Genomic DNA, 16,452 nt, shown 5'->3' with positions numbered 1-16,452 from the left:
GTGCACGTGGGCGAACCCGATTTCACCGTCGGCGCCGCGCCGTGCGGCACCGGTCAGTCGAGTTCGGCCGGGTCCAGGCCCAGCTCCCGGGCGGTGACCAGGCGTACCCACTCGGTGAACTGCCGTCGGGAGATCACCCGGTCGTGCACGGCCAGTTGCACCGCCAGGCCGTCCATCACGGCGCTGATCCGCCAGGCCGCGCCGGCCGGGTCGGCGCACTCGAAGGTGCCATCGCGCACGCCGTCGGCGATTATCGCCGCGAGGTCCTCGCGCCAGCGCAGGTCGAGCCGGCGGGAGAGGCGTTCCAGCTCGGGCGTACGCAGCGACTCCGACCACCCGTCGATCCACATGGACCAGGAGGTGGGGCGCCCCGCCGGGGTGTAGAGCTTGAGGAGTCGCCGCAGCTTGGTCAGCGGTGGGGCGGGGGAGCGCACCACCGCGTCCAGCCGGGCCAGATCCTGCTCGACCGCGTACTCGAAGGCCTGGGCCAGGAGGCGTTCCTTCGTGGCGAAGTGGTAGAAGACCAACGCCTGGCTCACCCCTGCCGCCTGTGCGACGTCGGCCGTCCGGGTGTTGGCCAGACCGCGTTCGGCGATCACGTCACAGGCTGTGCGCAGCAGGGCATCCAGGCGGATCTCGGCCGCACGTCTCGTCACGACCGTTACCGTAACCCATCGGGATGAACACGGGCAGTTACGATAGATCTCTGAAGGGCGCGGAAAGAGTCGGAAGCCGGACACTTGACGACGCTGTGGTCGGCGTCATCGCGGCGCCGATCGGGGCGACGGGGCCTCCTGGCCAGGCTCCTAGGAAGCTCGCCCGTGGTGGCGGGTGCGGAACCGGTCGAACGGGCGGGGACGCGCCGAGCGGGCACCCCGAGTTGGCAACCGTTCGCCGGCTCGGCTAGAGTTCTCATCCGTCACCGGCCAGCGCCGGTGGCACGCGGACGTAGCGCAGTTGGTAGCGCATCACCTTGCCAAGGTGAGGGTCGCGGGTTCGAGTCCCGTCGTCCGCTCGGAGCTGCCGCCACGCATGACGGGGGCAAACCTCGGTGGGGTGGCCGAGAGGCGAGGCAACGGCCTGCAAAGCCGTGTACGCGGGTTCAAATCCCGTCCCCACCTCGGCAAGACAACAGGCTCGGGCGATTGGCGCAGTGGGAGCGCGCTTCCTTGACACGGAAGAGGTCACTGGTTCAAACCCAGTATCGCCCACCAGCAACATGAGCAGGTGAAACGGCTCGTCACCGGACAACGGTGACGAGCCGTTGTCGTTTCCGCCGCGCGTCCGGCCGCCCGCCCGCCGTTGCCCGCCCGCCCGCCGCGCCGCCCGCTCGCCGCCCGGGCGGGCTCTCGTCGCTCGGCGCCGGCTCTCGTCGCGCCGGGTGTCGGCGTCGCGTTTCGACCTCATCGTCCGAATGACGTGGTCGGCGTCGCCGCGACCCGCCGTACCAATTCGCCTACGAATTGTCGTCGCCGCCATTATTCGTCGCCCCTTTTCGACCGGGACTTCCGTCAGGAACGCGACTCCCGTCACGCCGTGAGATTCTTCACGGGCTACGCACATCGGCGTCGAAATGCTTATCTGAATCGATGTCACGGGCACCGAATTCGTGCTCACTCGGATGCCCGATCCCCTTTGCTGCCAGGGGAAACGCGCGTGTCGTCATGCTGATCGCGCGGATTCCGCCGCGCCCGCGTGCGGCCTTCCCGCGCGCGTCGGCGCCATTTCCGGACGCGAAGACGCGAGGTCGGCACGCATTATTCTGTGGCCCGGGGCAGGTGTCCGCAGCTCGTGCGGAGCAGGGCGACGGCAGGACGGCCGTGCGGACCCCGACGGCTCACGGGAAGGCAAACCGAATGACGACGGGTCCGGCCACGCGGACGTGGGAGGGCATGACCATCCCGGCCGCCGGCACCTATCTGCTCGACCAGGCGCACAAGCGGATCGGTTTCGTGGGCCGGCACATGATGGTCAGCCCGGTGCGTGGCGAGTTCACCGAGGCGAGTGCCCGGATCGTCGTCGAGGAGGACCCGCTGCGCTCGTCGGTGGTCGCCAGCATCGGAACGGCGAGCATCGTCACCGGCCACGAGGACCGGGACGTGCACCTGAAGAGCGCCGACTTCCTCGACGTCGAGCGCTATCCGACGCTCGAGTACCGCAGCACCGGCGTGGTCCCCCAGAACGAGACCGACCCCATCTTCTTCTGGGCCCGGTTGCGGGGCAGCAACCGGCTCGGCCGCCGTGGTGGCGGCGCGGTCGCCCCGCCGCCGGTGCGCACCTCCGGCCGCTTCGTGCTCAACGGCGAGCTGACCATCAAGGACATCACGCGGCCGGTCGACCTCCAGGTGGAGTTCGGCGGGGCCCGGCGTGACCCGTACGGCCAGGACATCTTCGGTTTCACGGCGACGGCCGAGATCGACCGCGAGGACTACGGCCTGCTGTGGAACGTCGCCCTGGAGGGCGGCGGGGTGCTGGTGGGCAAGAACGTCCGCATCGAGATCGCCGGCGAGGCGATCCGCCAGTCCTGACGACCGGGGCCGCCTGGCACAATCGCCGCCATGGCCGCTCCCGACCTGGTCCTGGTGCTGCGCTACCGCAAGGCGGTGACGTACGGCTTCCACGTCCTGCTCGGCGCGCTCGAGGAGCACGAGACGACCACCCGGTACGAGGTCCGGTTCGGCGAGACCCCGGAGGCCACCGCGGCGCACGTCCGGGAGGCCGTCGACGGCGGGGCGGGCCGGGTGCTGGTGCTCTGGTCGTTCTACTCGCCCGACGCCGAGGCGCTGTCTCAGGAACTGGCGCAGATCCGCGCGCTCGCCGACGCCCCGAACGTGACCCACCTCGCCGGCGGCGTGCACGCGACCGCCGAGCCGGTGCAGACCCTCGACGCGGGCTGGGACCTCGCGGCCGTGGGGGAGGGCGAGACGACGCTGCTGCGCCTCGTGGACGCGGCCGGCGACCCGACGGGGATCCCCGGCCTCGCCTACCGGGACGCGGCCGGCGTCCTCGTGCGCACGGGCCGTCCGGAGCGGCGCCCGCTGGACGAGTTCCGGGGCTTCTCGCTGCGGTGGGACCGGTTCAACGCGCTGGAGATCACCCGCGGGTGCGTCTTCTCCTGCCGCTTCTGCCAGACGCCGTTCATGTTCTCGGCCCGGTTCCGGCACCGGAGCGTGTCGAACGTGCGCTGGCACGTCGACGCGATGCGGCGGCGCGGCCTGCGGGACGTCCGCTTCATCACCCCGACCGCGCTGTCGTACGGCAGCCAGGACGACGAACCGAACCTCGACGCCGTGGAGGAGCTGCTGGCCTCCTGCCGGGAGGGGATCGGCCCGGACGGGCGGGTGTTCTTCGGCTCGTTCCCCAGCGAGATCCGGCCGGAGCACATCTCCCGGCCGGCGTTGCGCCTCATCAAGCGGTACTGCGCCAACAACAACATCATCGTGGGGGCGCAGTCCGGCTCGGACCGGGTCCTGGAGGCGGCCAAGCGGGGGCACGGCGTCGAGGAGGTGAAGCGCGCGGTGCGGCTCGGCGTCGAGGAGGGCTTCCGGATCAACGTCGATATGATCTTCGGGATGCCGGGGGAGAACCAGGCGGACGTGGACGCCTCCCTCGGCCTCGCCCGCGAGCTGGCCGACCTCGGTGCCCGCATCCACGCGCACACGTTCATGCCGTTGCCGGGTACGCCCTGGCGGGACGCCCCGCCCGGCGACGTCGCCCCGGAGACCATCAGCGAGGTGGATCGGCTCTCGCAGCGCGGCGCGCTCTACGGTCACTGGCAGCGGCAGCGCGACCACGCGGCGCGGCTGGCCGCGGCGGCCGAGGCGTACCCGCGGCCGGGCAGGAGCCGCACCATCCTCCCCGTCACGGACCGCTGACCCGCTCCCGGGCGCGGAAGGGTCAGGCGGCGGCAGAGAGCAGCGCCTCGGCCACGTCGGTGCGGGCGCTGAGCAGCATCCGGCCCCGGCGGTGGGTCACGACGAGCCCCGCCGCGCGCAGCGCCGTGAGGTGCTGCGACACCCCGCCCGCTGACATTCCGGTGCGGCGGGCCAGCTCGGTGGTGCTCAGCGGCGCGGCCAGTTCGGCGAGCAGCCGGGCGCGTCCCCGGCCGATCACCGCGGCCAGCGCGTCCGGCGCGGCGGCCGGACGCTCCCAGAGCAGGCCGATGCCGCGGGCCGGGTAGGCGAGTTGCGGCGCGTCCCCGGCGGAGACGCTGAGCACCGACGGCCAGGCGAACACCGACGGGACCAGCACGAGGCCCGGACCGTCCGCGACGTCCGGGGCCAGGCAGTGTCGCTGCGCGATGAGCAGGGTGTCGTCCTCCCAGCGGACCTGCTCGTGCAGGTCGTTGAGCAGGCCGCCGGCGCCGTCCTCGGCGAGGCGGCGGGCACGGGCGGCCACGTCGGCGTCGAGCAGCAGCCGGATGCGCGGCCAGTCGGGTGCCACGGCGATCCGCCAGTACGCCTCGATCTCCTCGGCGAGCCGGCCCAGCCCGGCCTCGGGGTCGGCGTACAGGGCGGCGAGGGCCGGGCCGCGCTCCCGGGGGTAGAGGTCCAGGTGCGCGCGGACGGTGTCTGGCGCGGTGGCGCGCAGGGCGGCCAGCTCGGCGGCCAGGTCCGGGTTGAGGCCGACGGGCGGCGGGGTGAGGAAGTCCGCCAGGTAACCGGGCGGGGGCGGCACGAGATGCCAGAGCAGGCCGGCGTCGGGCCCGACCAGCCCGGCCTCGGCCAGCCGCGGCCGGACGCGGCGCGCCCACGGCAGGTGGACGGCGTGGTCGCCGGGATCGCGCAGCACCCGGACGCTCGCCACGACCTCCCACAGGCAGGAGACGGCGAACCGGATGCGGGCGACGGCACCCGCCGACAGGCCGATGGCGACCACGCCCACCTCCGTTGGATTCAGCTGGGACTGAAACAGTACTGCTCTCGGCCCGGCGGACCGAGACTTGCCCCGTGAGCGAACACCACACTCGAGCCGAGCTCTTCCGATCCCTGCACATCCCCGGCAAGCCGCTGGTCCTCGTCAACGCGTGGGACGCGGCGAGCGCCCGGATCGTGGCCGCCGCCGGCGCCCGCGCCGTGGCGACGACCAGCGCCGGCGTCGCCTGGAGCCTCGGCGCCCCGGACGGGGACGCCCTGGGCCGCGACGCGGCCGTCGACCTGGTGCGCCGGGTGGCCGCCGTCGTGGCGGTGCCGGTCACCGCCGACATCGAGTCGGGGTACGGGTCGACGCCGGAGGACGTCGCCCGGACCGTCCGCGAGGTGGCCGCGGCCGGTGCCGTGGGCGTGAACGTCGAGGACGCGCTGCGCGACGGCGGCTCGCCCCTGCGGGACGTCGACGACCAGTGTGCCCGCATCGCCGCGATCCGGGTCGCGGCCGACGCGGTCGGGGTGCCGCTGTTCGTCAACGCCCGCATCGACACCGTCCTGGCCGGCGTCGGGGGCCTGGACGAGACTCTCGCCCGCGCCGGGGCGTACGTGGCGGCCGGCGCGGACGGGATCTTCGTGCCGGGCGTGGTCGACCCGGCGACCGTCGCCGCGCTGGTGGAGAAGGTGCCCGCGCCGGTGAACGTGCTGGCCGGACCGGGTGCCCCCAGCGTGGCCGAGCTGGCCGCGCTCGGGGTGGCCCGGGTGAGCCTCGGCTCGTCGGTGGCCGAGGCCGCGTACGCGGTGGCCCGCCGTGCGGCCGACGAGGCGCTCGGCGCGGGCACGTACGGGGCGCTGGCCGACGCCATCGACTACGGCACGTTCAACGCGTTGATGCGGTGAACGCCGACGGGCCGGCCACCTCGTCCGGGGTGACCGGCCCGCCGGGGCGGTGTGCTGGTCCCGGCGACCGTTCAGCTCCGCCGGCCGGGGACGGGGGTGTCACAGCGGCGGGGCGACGTCCCGGCGCTCCTCGACCCGGCGGTACTCGACCGGCTCCTCGACCCGCCGGTACTCGGCCGGTTCGGTGGTGACCACCTCGCGGCGGCGCCGGCCCCAGATGAGCGTGGTCATGATGAGGCCGAGCACGCCGGCCGCCATCAGGATCCAGCCGACGACGTCGAGGTCGATCCCGCCGATGCTGGTGTCGAGCGCGAAGGTGAGGATCGCGCCGACCGCGATCAGGAAGATGCTGGTTCCGATACCCACGACAGCCTCCTTGTCGGGATGTGGTGTGCTGTCGACGACCTTCAGTACCCCGCGGCTGAACTGCGCAACCACGCCGCCGCCGGGTCGTGTGCGGGGCGATCTTGGGCATCGGGTAGAGTTCTGTCCGTCGCCGGCGCCCGCCGGCGACGTGCGGACGTAGCGCAGTTGGTAGCGCATCACCTTGCCAAGGTGAGGGTCGCGGGTTCGAGTCCCGTCGTCCGCTCGCGATCCGTCCCGACGGATGCCCGCCGATCCGGGCCCTCGGGTGCGGTCACCAGGGGCGATTGGCGCAGTGGGAGCGCGCTTCCTTGACACGGAAGAGGTCACTGGTTCGAACCCAGTATCGCCCACCGGAACTCCTCGAGTATCACCCGTAGCGCGCGGTGAGCTCCGTGCCGATGCGCGCCAGTTCGGCCCGCACCGCCGCCGGCTCCAGCACCTCGATCCGCGCGCCCCAGCCCGCCACCTGTTCGGCGATCGTGCGCGCGGTCGGCGCCGCGAGTCGTACGCGGCGACGGCCCTCGCGGACGCTGTCGAGCACCTCGCAGTGCCGGCCGAACTGGCTCTGGAGCACCGGAACGAACCTCGCGTCGACGAGCACGGTCGCCGACAGGAGTGAGCGGCGCCGCTCCATCTCCTCGACGACAAGTTGCCACGCCGCCGGCAGGCGGAAGTCGGGCGGGCGCTGCGCGGCGAGATCGGTCACCACGGCGTCGCGGATCCGGTCGACGCGGAACGTCCGCTGGCCGTGCGCGGTGCCGGCCAGCAGGTACCAGACGTCGTCCTTGTCGACCAGGCCCAGCGGGTCGACCATCCGCTCGGTCTGCTGGCCGGCCCGGTCGGCGTAGGTGAGCCGGACCTTGCGCCGCCGGACGACGGCGGCCTGGAGGGCGTCGACCATCTCGGGGCGTGCCCGGTCCGGTTCACCCCACCGCGCGGGGTCGACCACGACGGCGTCGGCCGCGGCCTCGGCGCGGAACGTGCCGGGCAGTGCCCGCACCAGTTTGCGCAGTGCCGACTTCACCTGCGGGGCGGTCGCCGCGGCCGGGCCGGCGAGCAGGAACAGCGCCTGCGCCTCGGTGGCGGTCAACCCGCTGAGGTCGGTGCGCGCGCCACCGAGCAGGGACCAGCCGCCGCCCCGCCCGGGCTGCGGGTAGACGGGAATCCCCGCGGCGGACAGGGCTTCGAGGTCGCGGCGGGCGGTGGCCACCGACACCTCGAGCTGCTCGGCCAACTCGGCCGCCGTGGTCCGGCCGCGTGCCTGCAACAGCAGCAGGGCGGCCACGAGACGGTCGGCGCGCATGGCCGCGAGTCTTGCAGAAAAAGTGCTCAGTTGGTGAGCACTTTCACCGGTGATGCTGTCCGCGTCGACCCGAACGAGAGGACCAGGACATGCTGCGCGGACTCACGACCGTCACCTACCTCGCCGACGACATGGCGGCAGCGAAGAAGTGGTACGCCGAGTTGCTCGGCGTCGGCCCGTACTTCGAGCGGGCCTTCTCCGGCGGGCGGGTCGTCGGCCCGGACGACCCCGGCTACGACGAGGCGAACACCGGTTACCTGGAGTTCCGCGTCGGCGACTACCAGCACGAGTTGGGCATCCTCCACCGCCGCTTCTCGCCGCACGGCTCGGCGTCCGACCCGGCCGGGGTGATCGCGTACTGGCACGTGGACGACATCGAGGCCGCGTACGGGCGGCTGCTGGCGCTCGGCGCCACCGGACACGAGCCGCCGACCCCGCGCGGGCCGGGCTTCGTCACCGCGGTGGTGGTCGACCCGTTCGCCAATCTTCTCGGCATCATGTACAACGCGCACTACCTGCAGGTCCTCGCGGCGGCCGGGCCCGACCCGGCAGACGCCGCGGGCTGACCGGACGCCGGGCGGCCGGCGTCACGGCGGCCGGTTCTGCCGTCGGCAGATCCGCTCACCGTGAACAGCGCACCGGCACGGCACCGTGACGCGGCACTGTGGAGCACATGAGACTCCTCGTGCTGGGCGGAACGGGATTCGTGGGCGGGGCGACGGTCGCCGAGGCGGCGCGGCGCGGCTGGTCGGTGACGGTGTTCAACCGTGGGTTGCACGGTGACGTGCCCGAGGGCGTACGCCGGTTGCGGGGTGACCGGACGGCGCCCGGCGGCCTCGCCGCGCTGGCCGGCGGCGAGTGGGACCTCGTGGTGGACACGTGGGACGGCGCGCCGAGGGCGGCCCTCGACGCGGCCCGGGCCCTGGCCGACTCGGTCGGCCACTACGTGTACGTGTCCAGCGGTTCGGTGTACGCCGAGCCGGTGCAGCCGGGCTCCGGCGAGGACGCCCCGGTCGTCGACGCCGCCCCGGACGCCGACGACGGCGACTACGCGCGGAACAAGGCCGGCGCGGAGCGGGCGGTCCGCGAGGTCTTCGGCGACCGGGCGCTGCTCGCCCGGGCCGGGCTGATCCTCGGCCCCGGTGAGGACATCGGGCGGCTCCCCTGGTGGCTGGGGCGGATCGCGCGCGGCGGCGACGTGCTCGCCCCCGGGCCCGCCGACCTGCCCCTGCAGTACGTCGACGTACGGGACCTCGCGTCCTGGATGCTGGACGAGGGGGCGCGGGGGCGTGGGGGCGCGTACAACGTGGTGAGCCGGACCGGGCACGCCACGATGGCGGAGCTGCTCGACGCCTGCGTCGCGGTGACCGGTGGGGACGCGCGGCTGCGCTGGATCCCGCCGGAGCCGATCCTCGCCGCCGGCGTGGCGCCGTGGAACGACCTGCCGATCTGGCTGCCGCCGGGGCACGACTACCGCTGGTTGCAGGAGCGCGACGTCACGCGCGCGTACGCCGCCGGGCTGACCTGCCGGCCCGTGGCCCAGACGGTCGCGGACACCTGGCGGTGGCTGCGGGAGGTGGGCGGCGTGCCGCCGCGCGCCGGCCGCCCCGCCCGCGCCGCGGTGGGCCTGGACCCGGCGCGGGAGGCGGCCCTGCTGGCCGCCGCCCCGGCCGGCTGACCCGGCGCCGCCGGTCCGGGGCGGGCTGACCTTCGCGTCACCCGCCGTGGGGCATCCGGAGGTCAGCAGCCCGCGGCGCGCCGCACCGCCGACGCGGGCCGGGTCACGGCCGCACGGGCAGGTCCAGCACCTCGTCGACGTCCCGGCGCGGTGTGGGCCAGCCCGGCTGGCCGTACCCGATCCGCATGACCATCTGCGGGGTGCCGAACCGGCCCAGCGACAGCCGCAGCTGCTCGCGCGCGGACGGCACCTCGATCGGCTGCGAGAGCATCGACGCGCTCACGCCGGCGTCGGTGGCGGTGAGCAGCACCCGCTGTAGCGCCTGCCCGGCGATCACCTGGTCGACGGCGGTGTTGCCGGGCGAGCCGAGCACGGCGACCAGCGGCTCGGGTTCGAAGTCCCGGCCGGGGGCACGGTCCCGGCCGCCGAAGCCGCGGCTGGGCAGCAGGTCCTGCGGCTCGCCCCGGGGTCCGCCCGCGGCGGCCGGGACCCCGTCGGGGGCGGGCGTGGTGCGTACCCACTCGTCGCGTTCGGCGCGGTAGGTCGCGTCGCGTTCGAGCACCCGGTGTGCGCCGCGGGCGATCTCGGCGAACGCGGTCACGGCGCTGGTCCCGACGACCAGTTCCAGCCAGCACTGCTCGGCCCGGGCGGCCTCACCGAGGCGCCAGCGCACGTCGGCGGGCACCGGGTCGGGCCAGAACGGCGCCCGGTTGCTGAACCGGCGGGGGATCGCGGTGTGCAGGGCCTGTTCGGTGGGGGTGGGCCGGCGCGGGGTGTCGGGCCACAGCCGGGCGAGCACGTCGGGCTCGGCCGGGTAGGGGCGCAGCCGCACCGTGGCGGGGACACCGGCCACGGCGAGGGCCAGCCGCAGGTTGAACAGGGCCGCCCCGCAGGCGATCCGGATGCCCCAGCCGCTCGGGTCGGTCGCGGGCAGCCGGCGCGCCGGGTCGGTCAGCACCTCGATGGCGCCGTCGCGCAGCCGGAACCGCCACGGCTGGGTGTTGTGCATCGAGGGTGCGCGGACGGCGTCGGCGGCGGCCGCCCGCAGCCGTGCGGCGGTGTAGCCGGTCTGCATGTCGGTGCTCCTTCGCCGCTCGTCGCAGCTCGTCGAGCTGGTGGCCCCGGCCCCGGCGGGCCGCGCCGGTCTGGGTGGTACGACTCCACGATGCGCCGGCCGCACGGGCGGTGAGCAGGGCCGGACGTCCCGAACCGCCGGGACCGAGGGGCCCGCCGGTCTGCGCGGCGACGGGCCGGCCGACCCGCCGACGGCCCAGCCGACCTGCCGCACCGACGCCGGATCGGGACCTTCGGCCCGTGTGGCAGCCGGCCCGCAGCGGGTAGAAACGAGGGATGATCCGGGTGTTTCTGCTCGACGACCACGAGGTCGTCCGTCGTGGCCTCGCCGACCTGCTCACCAGCAGCGGTGACATCGAGGTGGTCGGCGAGTCCGGCTCGGCGGCCGAGGCGGCCCGCCGCATTCCGGCGCTGCGACCCGACGTGGCGATCCTGGACGCGCGGCTGCCCGACGGCAACGGCATCGACGTGTGTCGGGACGTGCGCGCGGTGGACTCCGGCATCAAGGGTCTGATCCTCACCTCGTACGAGGACGACGAGGCGCTGTTCGCCGCGATCATGGCGGGCGCGTCCGGCTACGTGCTCAAGCAGATCCGCGGCACCGACCTGGTCGACGCGGTGCGCCGCGTGGCGGCCGGCCAGTCGCTGCTCGACCCGGCCATCACCACGCGCGTGCTGGAGCGCATCCGCAGCGGGGTGGAGCAGCCGCGGGAGCTGAAGTCCCTCACCGACCAGGAGCGGCGCATCCTGGAGTACGTGGCCGAGGGGCTCACCAACCGGGAGATCGCCGCGAAGATGTTCCTGGCCGAGAAGACCGTCAAGAACTACGTCTCCAGCGTGCTGGCCAAGCTCGGCCTGGAGCGGCGTACGCAGGCGGCCGTGCTCGCCACCCGCCTGCTCGGCCAGCGTCACTGACCCTGGCGGCGGGGCTGGCGCCACATCGGCGTACGTAGATCACGCCGCATCGGCGGAGGTGATTGACCGAGGGTGTCGCGGCGACGGCCGTGCGTGGGCTGGTTCGCACGGATCCTGGGGCGGGCCGGGGACGATCGTCCGGCCGGGAGGCGGGCACACGTTTCCCCGCCACTTTCAAGGTATAGCCGACCCCGGGGCTTGCGGCAAGACCCCGGTCGTGCCGCAGAATCGCTGGCCGAGGTCAGGACCTGCGGAAACGCGCGCACCCCGCGCCACGCCGCGGCTCGGCCGACGCGACCCTGGCCCGGTTCGTCGCGTCGGTTCGGACACCGGGTGCCCCCCAGGGCCCCAGGACGGAGCAGAATGGTGAACGCCCGCACGTCGAGCGTGTTCGACCTGTCCGATCGCCTCGCCCGCAAGGCGGACCCGGCGCTGATCGACGCGGACGAGCGGCACTTCGCGGCCATCGCGGAGAGCCTCGAGCGGTCGATCGCCGACCTGTCCGCGCGCCTCGACGCGGCGCGCCGGGCGCCCGGCGGCATCGGCCAGGCGGCGATGGACCGGGACATGGAGGTCCACCGGCTCAGCGCCCGCCTGCGTGGACTGCGCCGCTACGGCGTGGACCTGTGCCTCGGGCGCATCGTGCACGCCGACGATCCCGAGCCCGTGTACATCGGGCGGCGCGGCCTCCGGGACGGCGCGGGTCGCCAGGTGCTGGTCGACTGGCGCTCGCCCGCGGCGGAGCCGTTCTTCGCGGCGACCCACGCCAACCCGATGGGTCTGGTGAGCCGCCGCCGGTACCGCTGGACCCGCGGCCGGATCAGCGACTACTGGGACGAGGTGTTCACCGCGGACGGGCTCGAGGACCACGCGGCGCTCGACGACCAGTCCGCCTTCATCGCCAGCCTCGGCGGCGCCCGGTCGAGCCGGATGCGGGACGTGCTCGGCACCATCCAGGCCGACCAGGACGCCGTCATCCGTGCGGGGTCGAGCGGCGCTCTCGTCGTCGACGGCGGGCCGGGCACGGGGAAGACCGTCGTCGCCCTGCACCGCACCGCGTACCTGCTCTACGCCGACCCCCGCCTGCGGAACCGCCGGGGCGGGGTGCTGTTCATCGGCCCGCACCAGCCCTACCTGGCGTACGTGAGCGACGTCCTGCCCAGCCTCGGCGAGGAGGACGTGCAGGTGTGCACGCTGCGGGACCTCGTGCCCGAGGGCGCGGCGGCGACCGTCGAGACCGATCCGGAGGTGGCCCGCCTGAAGGCGTCGGCGGACCTCGTGAAGGCGGTCGACGCGGCCGTGCGGTTCTACGAGGAGCCGCCGGCCACCGGGATGCGGGTCGGGACCGAGGAGTCCGACATCTGGCTGAGCGCCGAGGACTGGGCCGAGGCGTTCGCGGCGCCGGATCCCGGTACACCGCACAACGAGGCGCGGGACGAGATCTGGGAGGAACTGCTCACGATCCTGCTGGACAGGTACGACGGTGACGAGCCGGAGGACCTGGTCCGCCGGTCGCTGCTGCGCAACCGGGACCTGCGGACCGCGTTCCACCGCGCCTGGCCGCTGCTGGACCCGGCCGACCTCGTGGGCGACCTCTGGTCGGTGCCCGCCTACCTGCGCCGGTGCGCTCCCTGGCTGCGGCCCGACGAGATCCGCAAGCTCCAGCGGAGCGACGCCCGCGCCTGGACGGTGTCCGACCTGCCGCTGCTGGACGCGGCACGGCAGCGGCTCGGCGACCCGACGGCGTCGCGGCGCAGGCGCCGGCACGAGACCGCGGTCGCCGCCGAACGCGAGCGGATGACCAGGGTCGTGGACGACCTGATCCAGTCCGTCGACGACGAGTACGGCGTCGGCCTGGTGACGATGTTGCGCGGCGAGGACTTCCACGACGCCCTGGTCGACGCGAGCGGGCTGCCCGAGGCCGACCACGACCGGCTCGCCGGCCCGTTCGCGCACGTGGTCGTGGACGAGGCCCAGGAGCTGACCGACGCGGAGTGGCAGATGCTGCTGCTGCGCTGCCCGTCCCGCAGCTTCACGATCGTGGGCGACCGCGCCCAGGCCCGGCACGGGTTCACCGAGTCGTGGCGGGAACGGCTCGAACGGGTCGGCCTCGACCGGATCACCCTGGCCTCCCTGACCGTCAACTACCGGACGCCGAAGGAGGTCATGGCGGAGGCCGAACCGGTCATCCGGGCCGTGCTCCCGGACGCCAACGTGCCCACCTCCGTCCGCGGCACGGGGCTGCCCGTCGTGCACGGGTCCGTGGCGGAGCTGTCGACGATCCTCGACACCTGGCTGGCCGGGCACGACGACGGGGTGGCGTGCGTCATCGGCGACCCCACCTTCCGGGAGACGGCCCGCGTCCGGTCGCTGACCCCCGAGCTGGCCAAGGGGCTCGAGTTCGACCTGGTCGTCCTCGTCGACCCCGAGGCGTTCGGCGACGGCATCGGGGGAGCGGTCGACCGCTACGTGGCGATGACCCGGGCCACCGGGCAGCTCGTCGTCCTCCGCAGCTCGTGACGCGGCGGCCGGTCAGTCGCCCAGCGGCACCGACCAGTGCAGCTCGGTGCCGCGAGGGCGCGCCGGACGCAGCGTGAACTCGCCGCCGTGCCGCTCGGCGCGTTCGCGCAGGTTGACCAGGCCGCCCCGGGCCGCGGCCGGGTCGCAGCCCACCCCGTCGTCCGTGACGGTCACCGACACCCGCCCGGCGTGCACGCGTACGGCGACCGACACGCGGTCGGCCTGCGCGTGGCGTACGGCGTTGGACAGGGCCTCCCGCAGCACGGCCGTGAGGTCGGGGCGGAGCTGGTCCGGCACGGCGCTGTCGATCGGCCCGGTCAGTTCCAGGTCGGGCCGGAACCCGAGCGACTCGGCGGCCACCTCGACGGCCTCGCGGATCTCCGTGCGCAGCGCGGCGCTCATGGGCGTGCGCAGCTCGAAGATCGTCCGGCGGATGTCCTTGATGGTGGCGTCGAGGTCGTCGACGGCGGCGTTGATGCGCTTGGCCACCTCGGGCCGGATGCTCATCGGCGCGACGCTCTGGAGTTGCAGGCCGGTGGCGAAGAGCCGCTGGATGACCACGTCGTGCAGGTCACGGGCGATGCGTTCGCGGTCCTCGAGCACCACGAGCAGTTCCCGCTCCTCCTGGCCCCGGGCCCGTTCCATGGCCAGCGCGGCCTGCCCGGCGAAGCTGCTCAGCAGGGCCATGTCGTCGTCGGTGGCGGGGCCGTCCCCGTCCGCGCCGCGGGCGATCACCAGGACGCCGTGCAGGGTGTCGGCGGTGGCCAGCGGAGCGATCACCGCGGGGCCCGTGCTGAGCAGCGCCGGCCAGGGCGCGGCGTGCGCGAGGTCGTCCACCAGGTCGTGCCGGCCCGCGGCGACCGCCTCGCCGAAGCTGGTCTCCGCGGCCGGCACGACGGTGCCCGCCAGCGCGCGGGCCGCCTCGTCGCCGCCGTCGACGACCTCCACGGTGAACGTCTCGCCCTCCGGGTCGAAGAGCAGGACCAGGGACAGCTCCGCCTCGGCCACCTCGCGGGCACGGCGGGCCACCAGCGCCAGCGCGTCCGTGCGGCGTACCTCGCCGAGCAGCAGCGACGTGATCTCGGCGGTGGCGGCGAGCCAGCGTTCCCGCCGGTGCGCCAGCGCGTAGAGGCGGGCGTTCTCGATGGCCACGCCGGCCGCCGCGGCGAGCGCCACGACGATCTCCTCGTCGTCATCGGTGAACTCGGTGGCGCCCTGCTTCTCCGACAGGTAGAGGTTGCCGAAGATCCGGTCGCGGACGAGGACCGGCACGCCGAGGAAGCTGTGCATCGGCGGGTGGTTCGGCGGGAAACCGTACGACTTCGGGTGCTTGGTGATGTCGGGCATCCGCAGCGGGCGCGGCTCGTCGATCAGCAGGCCGAGCACGCCCCGCCCGTGGGGCAGGTCGCCGATGCGGGCGTGCACCTCCGGCGAGATGCCGTGGACGATGAAGTCGTGCAGCATCCGGTCGGGGCCGACGACGCCCAGCGCGCCGTACCGGGCGCCGGCCAGTTCGCAGGCCGCCTGCACGATCCGTTGCAGGGTGGTGCGCAGGTCGAGGTCGCTGCCGATGGCGACCACGGCGTCGAGCAGCGCGCGGAGCCGTTCGCGGCTGGTCACGACCTCGCCGACCCGGTCCAGCATCTCCTGGAGCAGCTCGTCGAGGCGGACGCGGGACAGCGGGCTCAGCCCGAGCGACGGCGTCGGGGGCGACTCGGGCCGGGAATTCGGGGTGCTCGCTGCCATCGGGCGATGCTATCGCCGGCGGCGCCTCGACTCCTCAGCCGTGCTCACCGCGCAGCGCGGACGTGTCGACCACCTGCTCCGTGGCGAGCCGCGGCGTGTGCGGCGGCCCCGCGTGCGCCGGGTCGGCGATGCCCAGGCGCAGCACGATGTACGGGTGGCCGAGCCCGGCGAGCAGGCCACGCAGCGTCTGGCGGGTGCCCTCGACCTCCACGACGCCGCTGAGCGGCACCACGGAGACGCCGAGGCGGGTCGCGGTCAGCCAGGCGGCGGAGAGCGCCTCGCCGGCGCGCAGCCAGCTGTCCGGTTCGTCCTCGTCGCCGTAGAGCAGCGCGTACACGGCCGCGCGGTCGTGCCCGGCGCCGATCGGCAGGGTGCCGGGGCGGCCGAAGTCGCGGGCCGGCACGGTCGTCTGCGGCGCCTGCTCGGGCAGCACGTCGGAGGGCAGGCCGGTGCCCGTGCCGGCCCGGCTCGTCCAGTACGCCAGCTCCTCGCGCAGCTGCGGATCCTCCGCCTCGACCGTCCCGGCGTGCGCGGCGGCCGCGGCCAGCTCCAGCACCTGGTCTCCGTCGAGGATCTGGAGCCGGCTGCCCTCGGCCACGGCCGCCTCGGCGATCTCCTTGACCGCCGTGGTGGGCACCGGCTCGTCGCTGACCGGCCGGCGGTCGGTGTGCCGGACCTGCATGCACTGCACGAGCCGCATGGCGGCCGGGTCGGGGTCGGTCCGGTGGAGCCCGGTGAGGCGGGCCAGCAGCTGCGGGTCGTCGGGATCGGGCAGCCGCTCGACCACCGGCGTCCAACCCTCGGCCGCCAGGGCCGTGCGGGCGTGGTGCAGAGCCGTGCCGCAGCTGAGGGTGAGCAACCGCCCCTCCGGGTCGGTCGCCGCGAGCTGCCGGCTGCGGGCCGCGCGCAGCTCCAGCGCGTCGGGCAGCACCCGCCACTGCCAGGGCTGGGTGTTGTGCACCGAGGGCGCGTGGCCGGCGGTGGCGGCGGCCTCCGCGAGCGCGGTCGTCAGCGGGCGGTCCGTCGGGCTCTCCTGGCTCATCCTCACGACCTTTCCTCTGCGCCTATCGTGCCCCACCCGGGGC

Annotated in this window: 14 protein-coding genes and 5 tRNA genes; 12 read left to right on the top strand and 7 right to left on the bottom strand. The window is 74.3% G+C overall.

Going from position 1 to position 16,452, the window contains the following annotated elements; translation table 11 throughout:
* Window positions 1-53: 53 nt before the first annotated feature.
* On the bottom strand, window positions 54-656 hold the full coding sequence (locus OG994_RS16320) for a TetR/AcrR family transcriptional regulator (RefSeq protein WP_120329419.1): 603 nt from the start codon (window positions 654-656) through the stop codon (window positions 54-56).
* 286 nt (window positions 657-942) lie between these two features.
* Between OG994_RS16320 and OG994_RS16315 the strand changes: the two genes are divergently transcribed.
* The 5 genes from OG994_RS16315 (at window position 943) to OG994_RS16295 (ending at window position 3,875) form a co-directional block, all read left to right on the top strand.
* Window positions 943-1,015 (top strand) — tRNA-Gly (locus OG994_RS16315).
* 35 nt (window positions 1,016-1,050) lie between these two features.
* Window positions 1,051-1,121, top strand: a tRNA-Cys gene (locus OG994_RS16310).
* A gap of 18 nt (window positions 1,122-1,139) precedes the next feature.
* Window positions 1,140-1,214: transfer RNA gene (locus OG994_RS16305), tRNA-Val, on the top strand.
* Window positions 1,215-1,856: 642 nt separating this feature from the next.
* A complete protein-coding gene (locus OG994_RS16300) occupies window positions 1,857-2,528 on the top strand; it encodes a YceI family protein (RefSeq protein ID WP_204985218.1) in 672 nt (223 codons plus the stop codon).
* Window positions 2,529-2,558: 30 nt separating this feature from the next.
* A complete protein-coding gene (locus OG994_RS16295; protein WP_328850216.1) occupies window positions 2,559-3,875 on the top strand; it encodes a TIGR04013 family B12-binding domain/radical SAM domain-containing protein in 1,317 nt (438 codons plus the stop codon).
* 22 nt (window positions 3,876-3,897) lie between these two features.
* Here the strand turns inward: OG994_RS16295 and OG994_RS16290 are convergent, their stop codons facing one another.
* A complete protein-coding gene (locus OG994_RS16290; RefSeq protein ID WP_120329422.1) occupies window positions 3,898-4,878 on the bottom strand; it encodes a DUF5937 family protein in 981 nt (326 codons plus the stop codon).
* A 71-nt stretch (window positions 4,879-4,949) separates the two neighbouring features.
* On the opposite strand from OG994_RS16290, the gene OG994_RS16285 reads away from it, so the two are divergent.
* Window positions 4,950-5,765, top strand: a complete 816-nt coding sequence (locus OG994_RS16285) for an isocitrate lyase/PEP mutase family protein (protein WP_120329423.1) — start codon at window positions 4,950-4,952, stop codon at window positions 5,763-5,765.
* Between the two features lie 99 nt (window positions 5,766-5,864).
* Here OG994_RS16285 and OG994_RS16280 read toward each other — a convergent pair whose 3' ends face one another.
* Window positions 5,865-6,131, bottom strand: a complete 267-nt coding sequence (locus OG994_RS16280; protein WP_120329424.1) for a DUF6458 family protein — start codon at window positions 6,129-6,131, stop codon at window positions 5,865-5,867.
* Between the two features lie 150 nt (window positions 6,132-6,281).
* Between OG994_RS16280 and OG994_RS16275 the strand changes: the two genes are divergently transcribed.
* Both OG994_RS16275 and OG994_RS16270 read left to right on the top strand, forming a co-directional pair.
* A tRNA-Gly gene (locus OG994_RS16275) sits at window positions 6,282-6,354 on the top strand.
* 55 nt (window positions 6,355-6,409) lie between these two features.
* Window positions 6,410-6,481, top strand: a tRNA-Val gene (locus OG994_RS16270).
* A 17-nt stretch (window positions 6,482-6,498) separates the two neighbouring features.
* Here OG994_RS16270 and OG994_RS16265 read toward each other — a convergent pair.
* Window positions 6,499-7,434 carry a helix-turn-helix transcriptional regulator gene (locus OG994_RS16265; protein ID WP_328850214.1) on the bottom strand — a complete coding sequence of 312 codons (936 nt, stop codon included), beginning with the start codon at window positions 7,432-7,434 and terminating at the stop codon, window positions 6,499-6,501.
* An 89-nt stretch (window positions 7,435-7,523) separates the two neighbouring features.
* Between OG994_RS16265 and OG994_RS16260 the strand changes: the two genes are divergently transcribed.
* Window positions 7,524-8,000 (top strand): VOC family protein, encoded by a 477-nt coding sequence (locus tag OG994_RS16260; protein ID WP_328850213.1) that lies wholly within the window; start codon window positions 7,524-7,526, stop codon window positions 7,998-8,000.
* Window positions 8,001-8,107: 107 nt separating this feature from the next.
* On the top strand, window positions 8,108-9,112 hold the full coding sequence (locus OG994_RS16255) for an NAD-dependent epimerase/dehydratase family protein (RefSeq protein WP_328850212.1): 1,005 nt from the start codon (window positions 8,108-8,110) through the stop codon (window positions 9,110-9,112).
* A 103-nt stretch (window positions 9,113-9,215) separates the two neighbouring features.
* On the opposite strand, the gene OG994_RS16250 is transcribed toward OG994_RS16255, so the two are convergent.
* On the bottom strand, window positions 9,216-10,187 hold the full coding sequence (locus tag OG994_RS16250; protein ID WP_328850211.1) for an Acg family FMN-binding oxidoreductase: 972 nt from the start codon (window positions 10,185-10,187) through the stop codon (window positions 9,216-9,218).
* Window positions 10,188-10,462: 275 nt separating this feature from the next.
* Here OG994_RS16250 and OG994_RS16245 point away from each other — a divergent pair, with 275 nt between their 5' ends.
* Both OG994_RS16245 and helR read left to right on the top strand, forming a co-directional pair.
* A complete protein-coding gene (locus OG994_RS16245; protein WP_120329429.1) occupies window positions 10,463-11,101 on the top strand; it encodes a response regulator in 639 nt (212 codons plus the stop codon).
* Between the two features lie 366 nt (window positions 11,102-11,467).
* Entirely contained in the window at window positions 11,468-13,621 is a 2,154-nt protein-coding gene (helR, locus tag OG994_RS16240; RefSeq protein ID WP_328850210.1) for an RNA polymerase recycling motor ATPase HelR, read from the top strand.
* A 12-nt stretch (window positions 13,622-13,633) separates the two neighbouring features.
* On the opposite strand, the gene OG994_RS16235 is transcribed toward helR, so the two are convergent.
* Together OG994_RS16235 and OG994_RS16230 are read right to left on the bottom strand one after the other, a co-directional pair.
* Window positions 13,634-15,367 carry a sensor histidine kinase gene (locus OG994_RS16235; protein ID WP_328850209.1) on the bottom strand — a complete coding sequence of 578 codons (1,734 nt, stop codon included), beginning with the start codon at window positions 15,365-15,367 and terminating at the stop codon, window positions 13,634-13,636.
* Window positions 15,368-15,401: 34 nt separating this feature from the next.
* Complete coding sequence (locus OG994_RS16230) at window positions 15,402-16,409, bottom strand: Acg family FMN-binding oxidoreductase (RefSeq protein ID WP_396843350.1); 1,008 nt, start codon at window positions 16,407-16,409, stop codon at window positions 15,402-15,404.
* Window positions 16,410-16,452: the final 43 nt, after the last annotated feature.

The organism is Micromonospora globbae (assembly GCF_036184225.1).
Lineage (GTDB): Bacteria > Actinomycetota > Actinomycetes > Mycobacteriales > Micromonosporaceae > Micromonospora > Micromonospora globbae.
Note: the sequence above shows the minus strand (reverse complement) of the source record. Positions and strands in the feature narration are given on the sequence as shown.

Bases quoted from the DNA above. Each gene is read 5' to 3' on its own strand.
- OG994_RS16245 (WP_120329429.1), top strand. From the start codon at position 10,463: ATGATCCGGGTGTTTCTGCTCGACGACCACGAGGTCGTCCGTCGTGGC.
- OG994_RS16260 (WP_328850213.1), top strand. From the start codon at position 7,524: ATGCTGCGCGGACTCACGACCGTCACCTACCTCGCCGACGACATGGCG.
- OG994_RS16265 (WP_328850214.1), bottom strand. From the start codon at position 7,434: ATGCGCGCCGACCGTCTCGTGGCCGCCCTGCTGCTGTTGCAGGCACGC.
- OG994_RS16255 (WP_328850212.1), top strand. From the start codon at position 8,108: ATGAGACTCCTCGTGCTGGGCGGAACGGGATTCGTGGGCGGGGCGACG.
- OG994_RS16250 (WP_328850211.1), bottom strand. From the start codon at position 10,187: ATGCAGACCGGCTACACCGCCGCACGGCTGCGGGCGGCCGCCGCCGAC.
- OG994_RS16300 (WP_204985218.1), top strand. From the start codon at position 1,857: ATGACGACGGGTCCGGCCACGCGGACGTGGGAGGGCATGACCATCCCG.
- OG994_RS16295 (WP_328850216.1), top strand. From the start codon at position 2,559: ATGGCCGCTCCCGACCTGGTCCTGGTGCTGCGCTACCGCAAGGCGGTG.
- OG994_RS16230 (WP_396843350.1), bottom strand. From the start codon at position 16,409: ATGAGCCAGGAGAGCCCGACGGACCGCCCGCTGACGACCGCGCTCGCG.
- OG994_RS16235 (WP_328850209.1), bottom strand. From the start codon at position 15,367: ATGGCAGCGAGCACCCCGAATTCCCGGCCCGAGTCGCCCCCGACGCCG.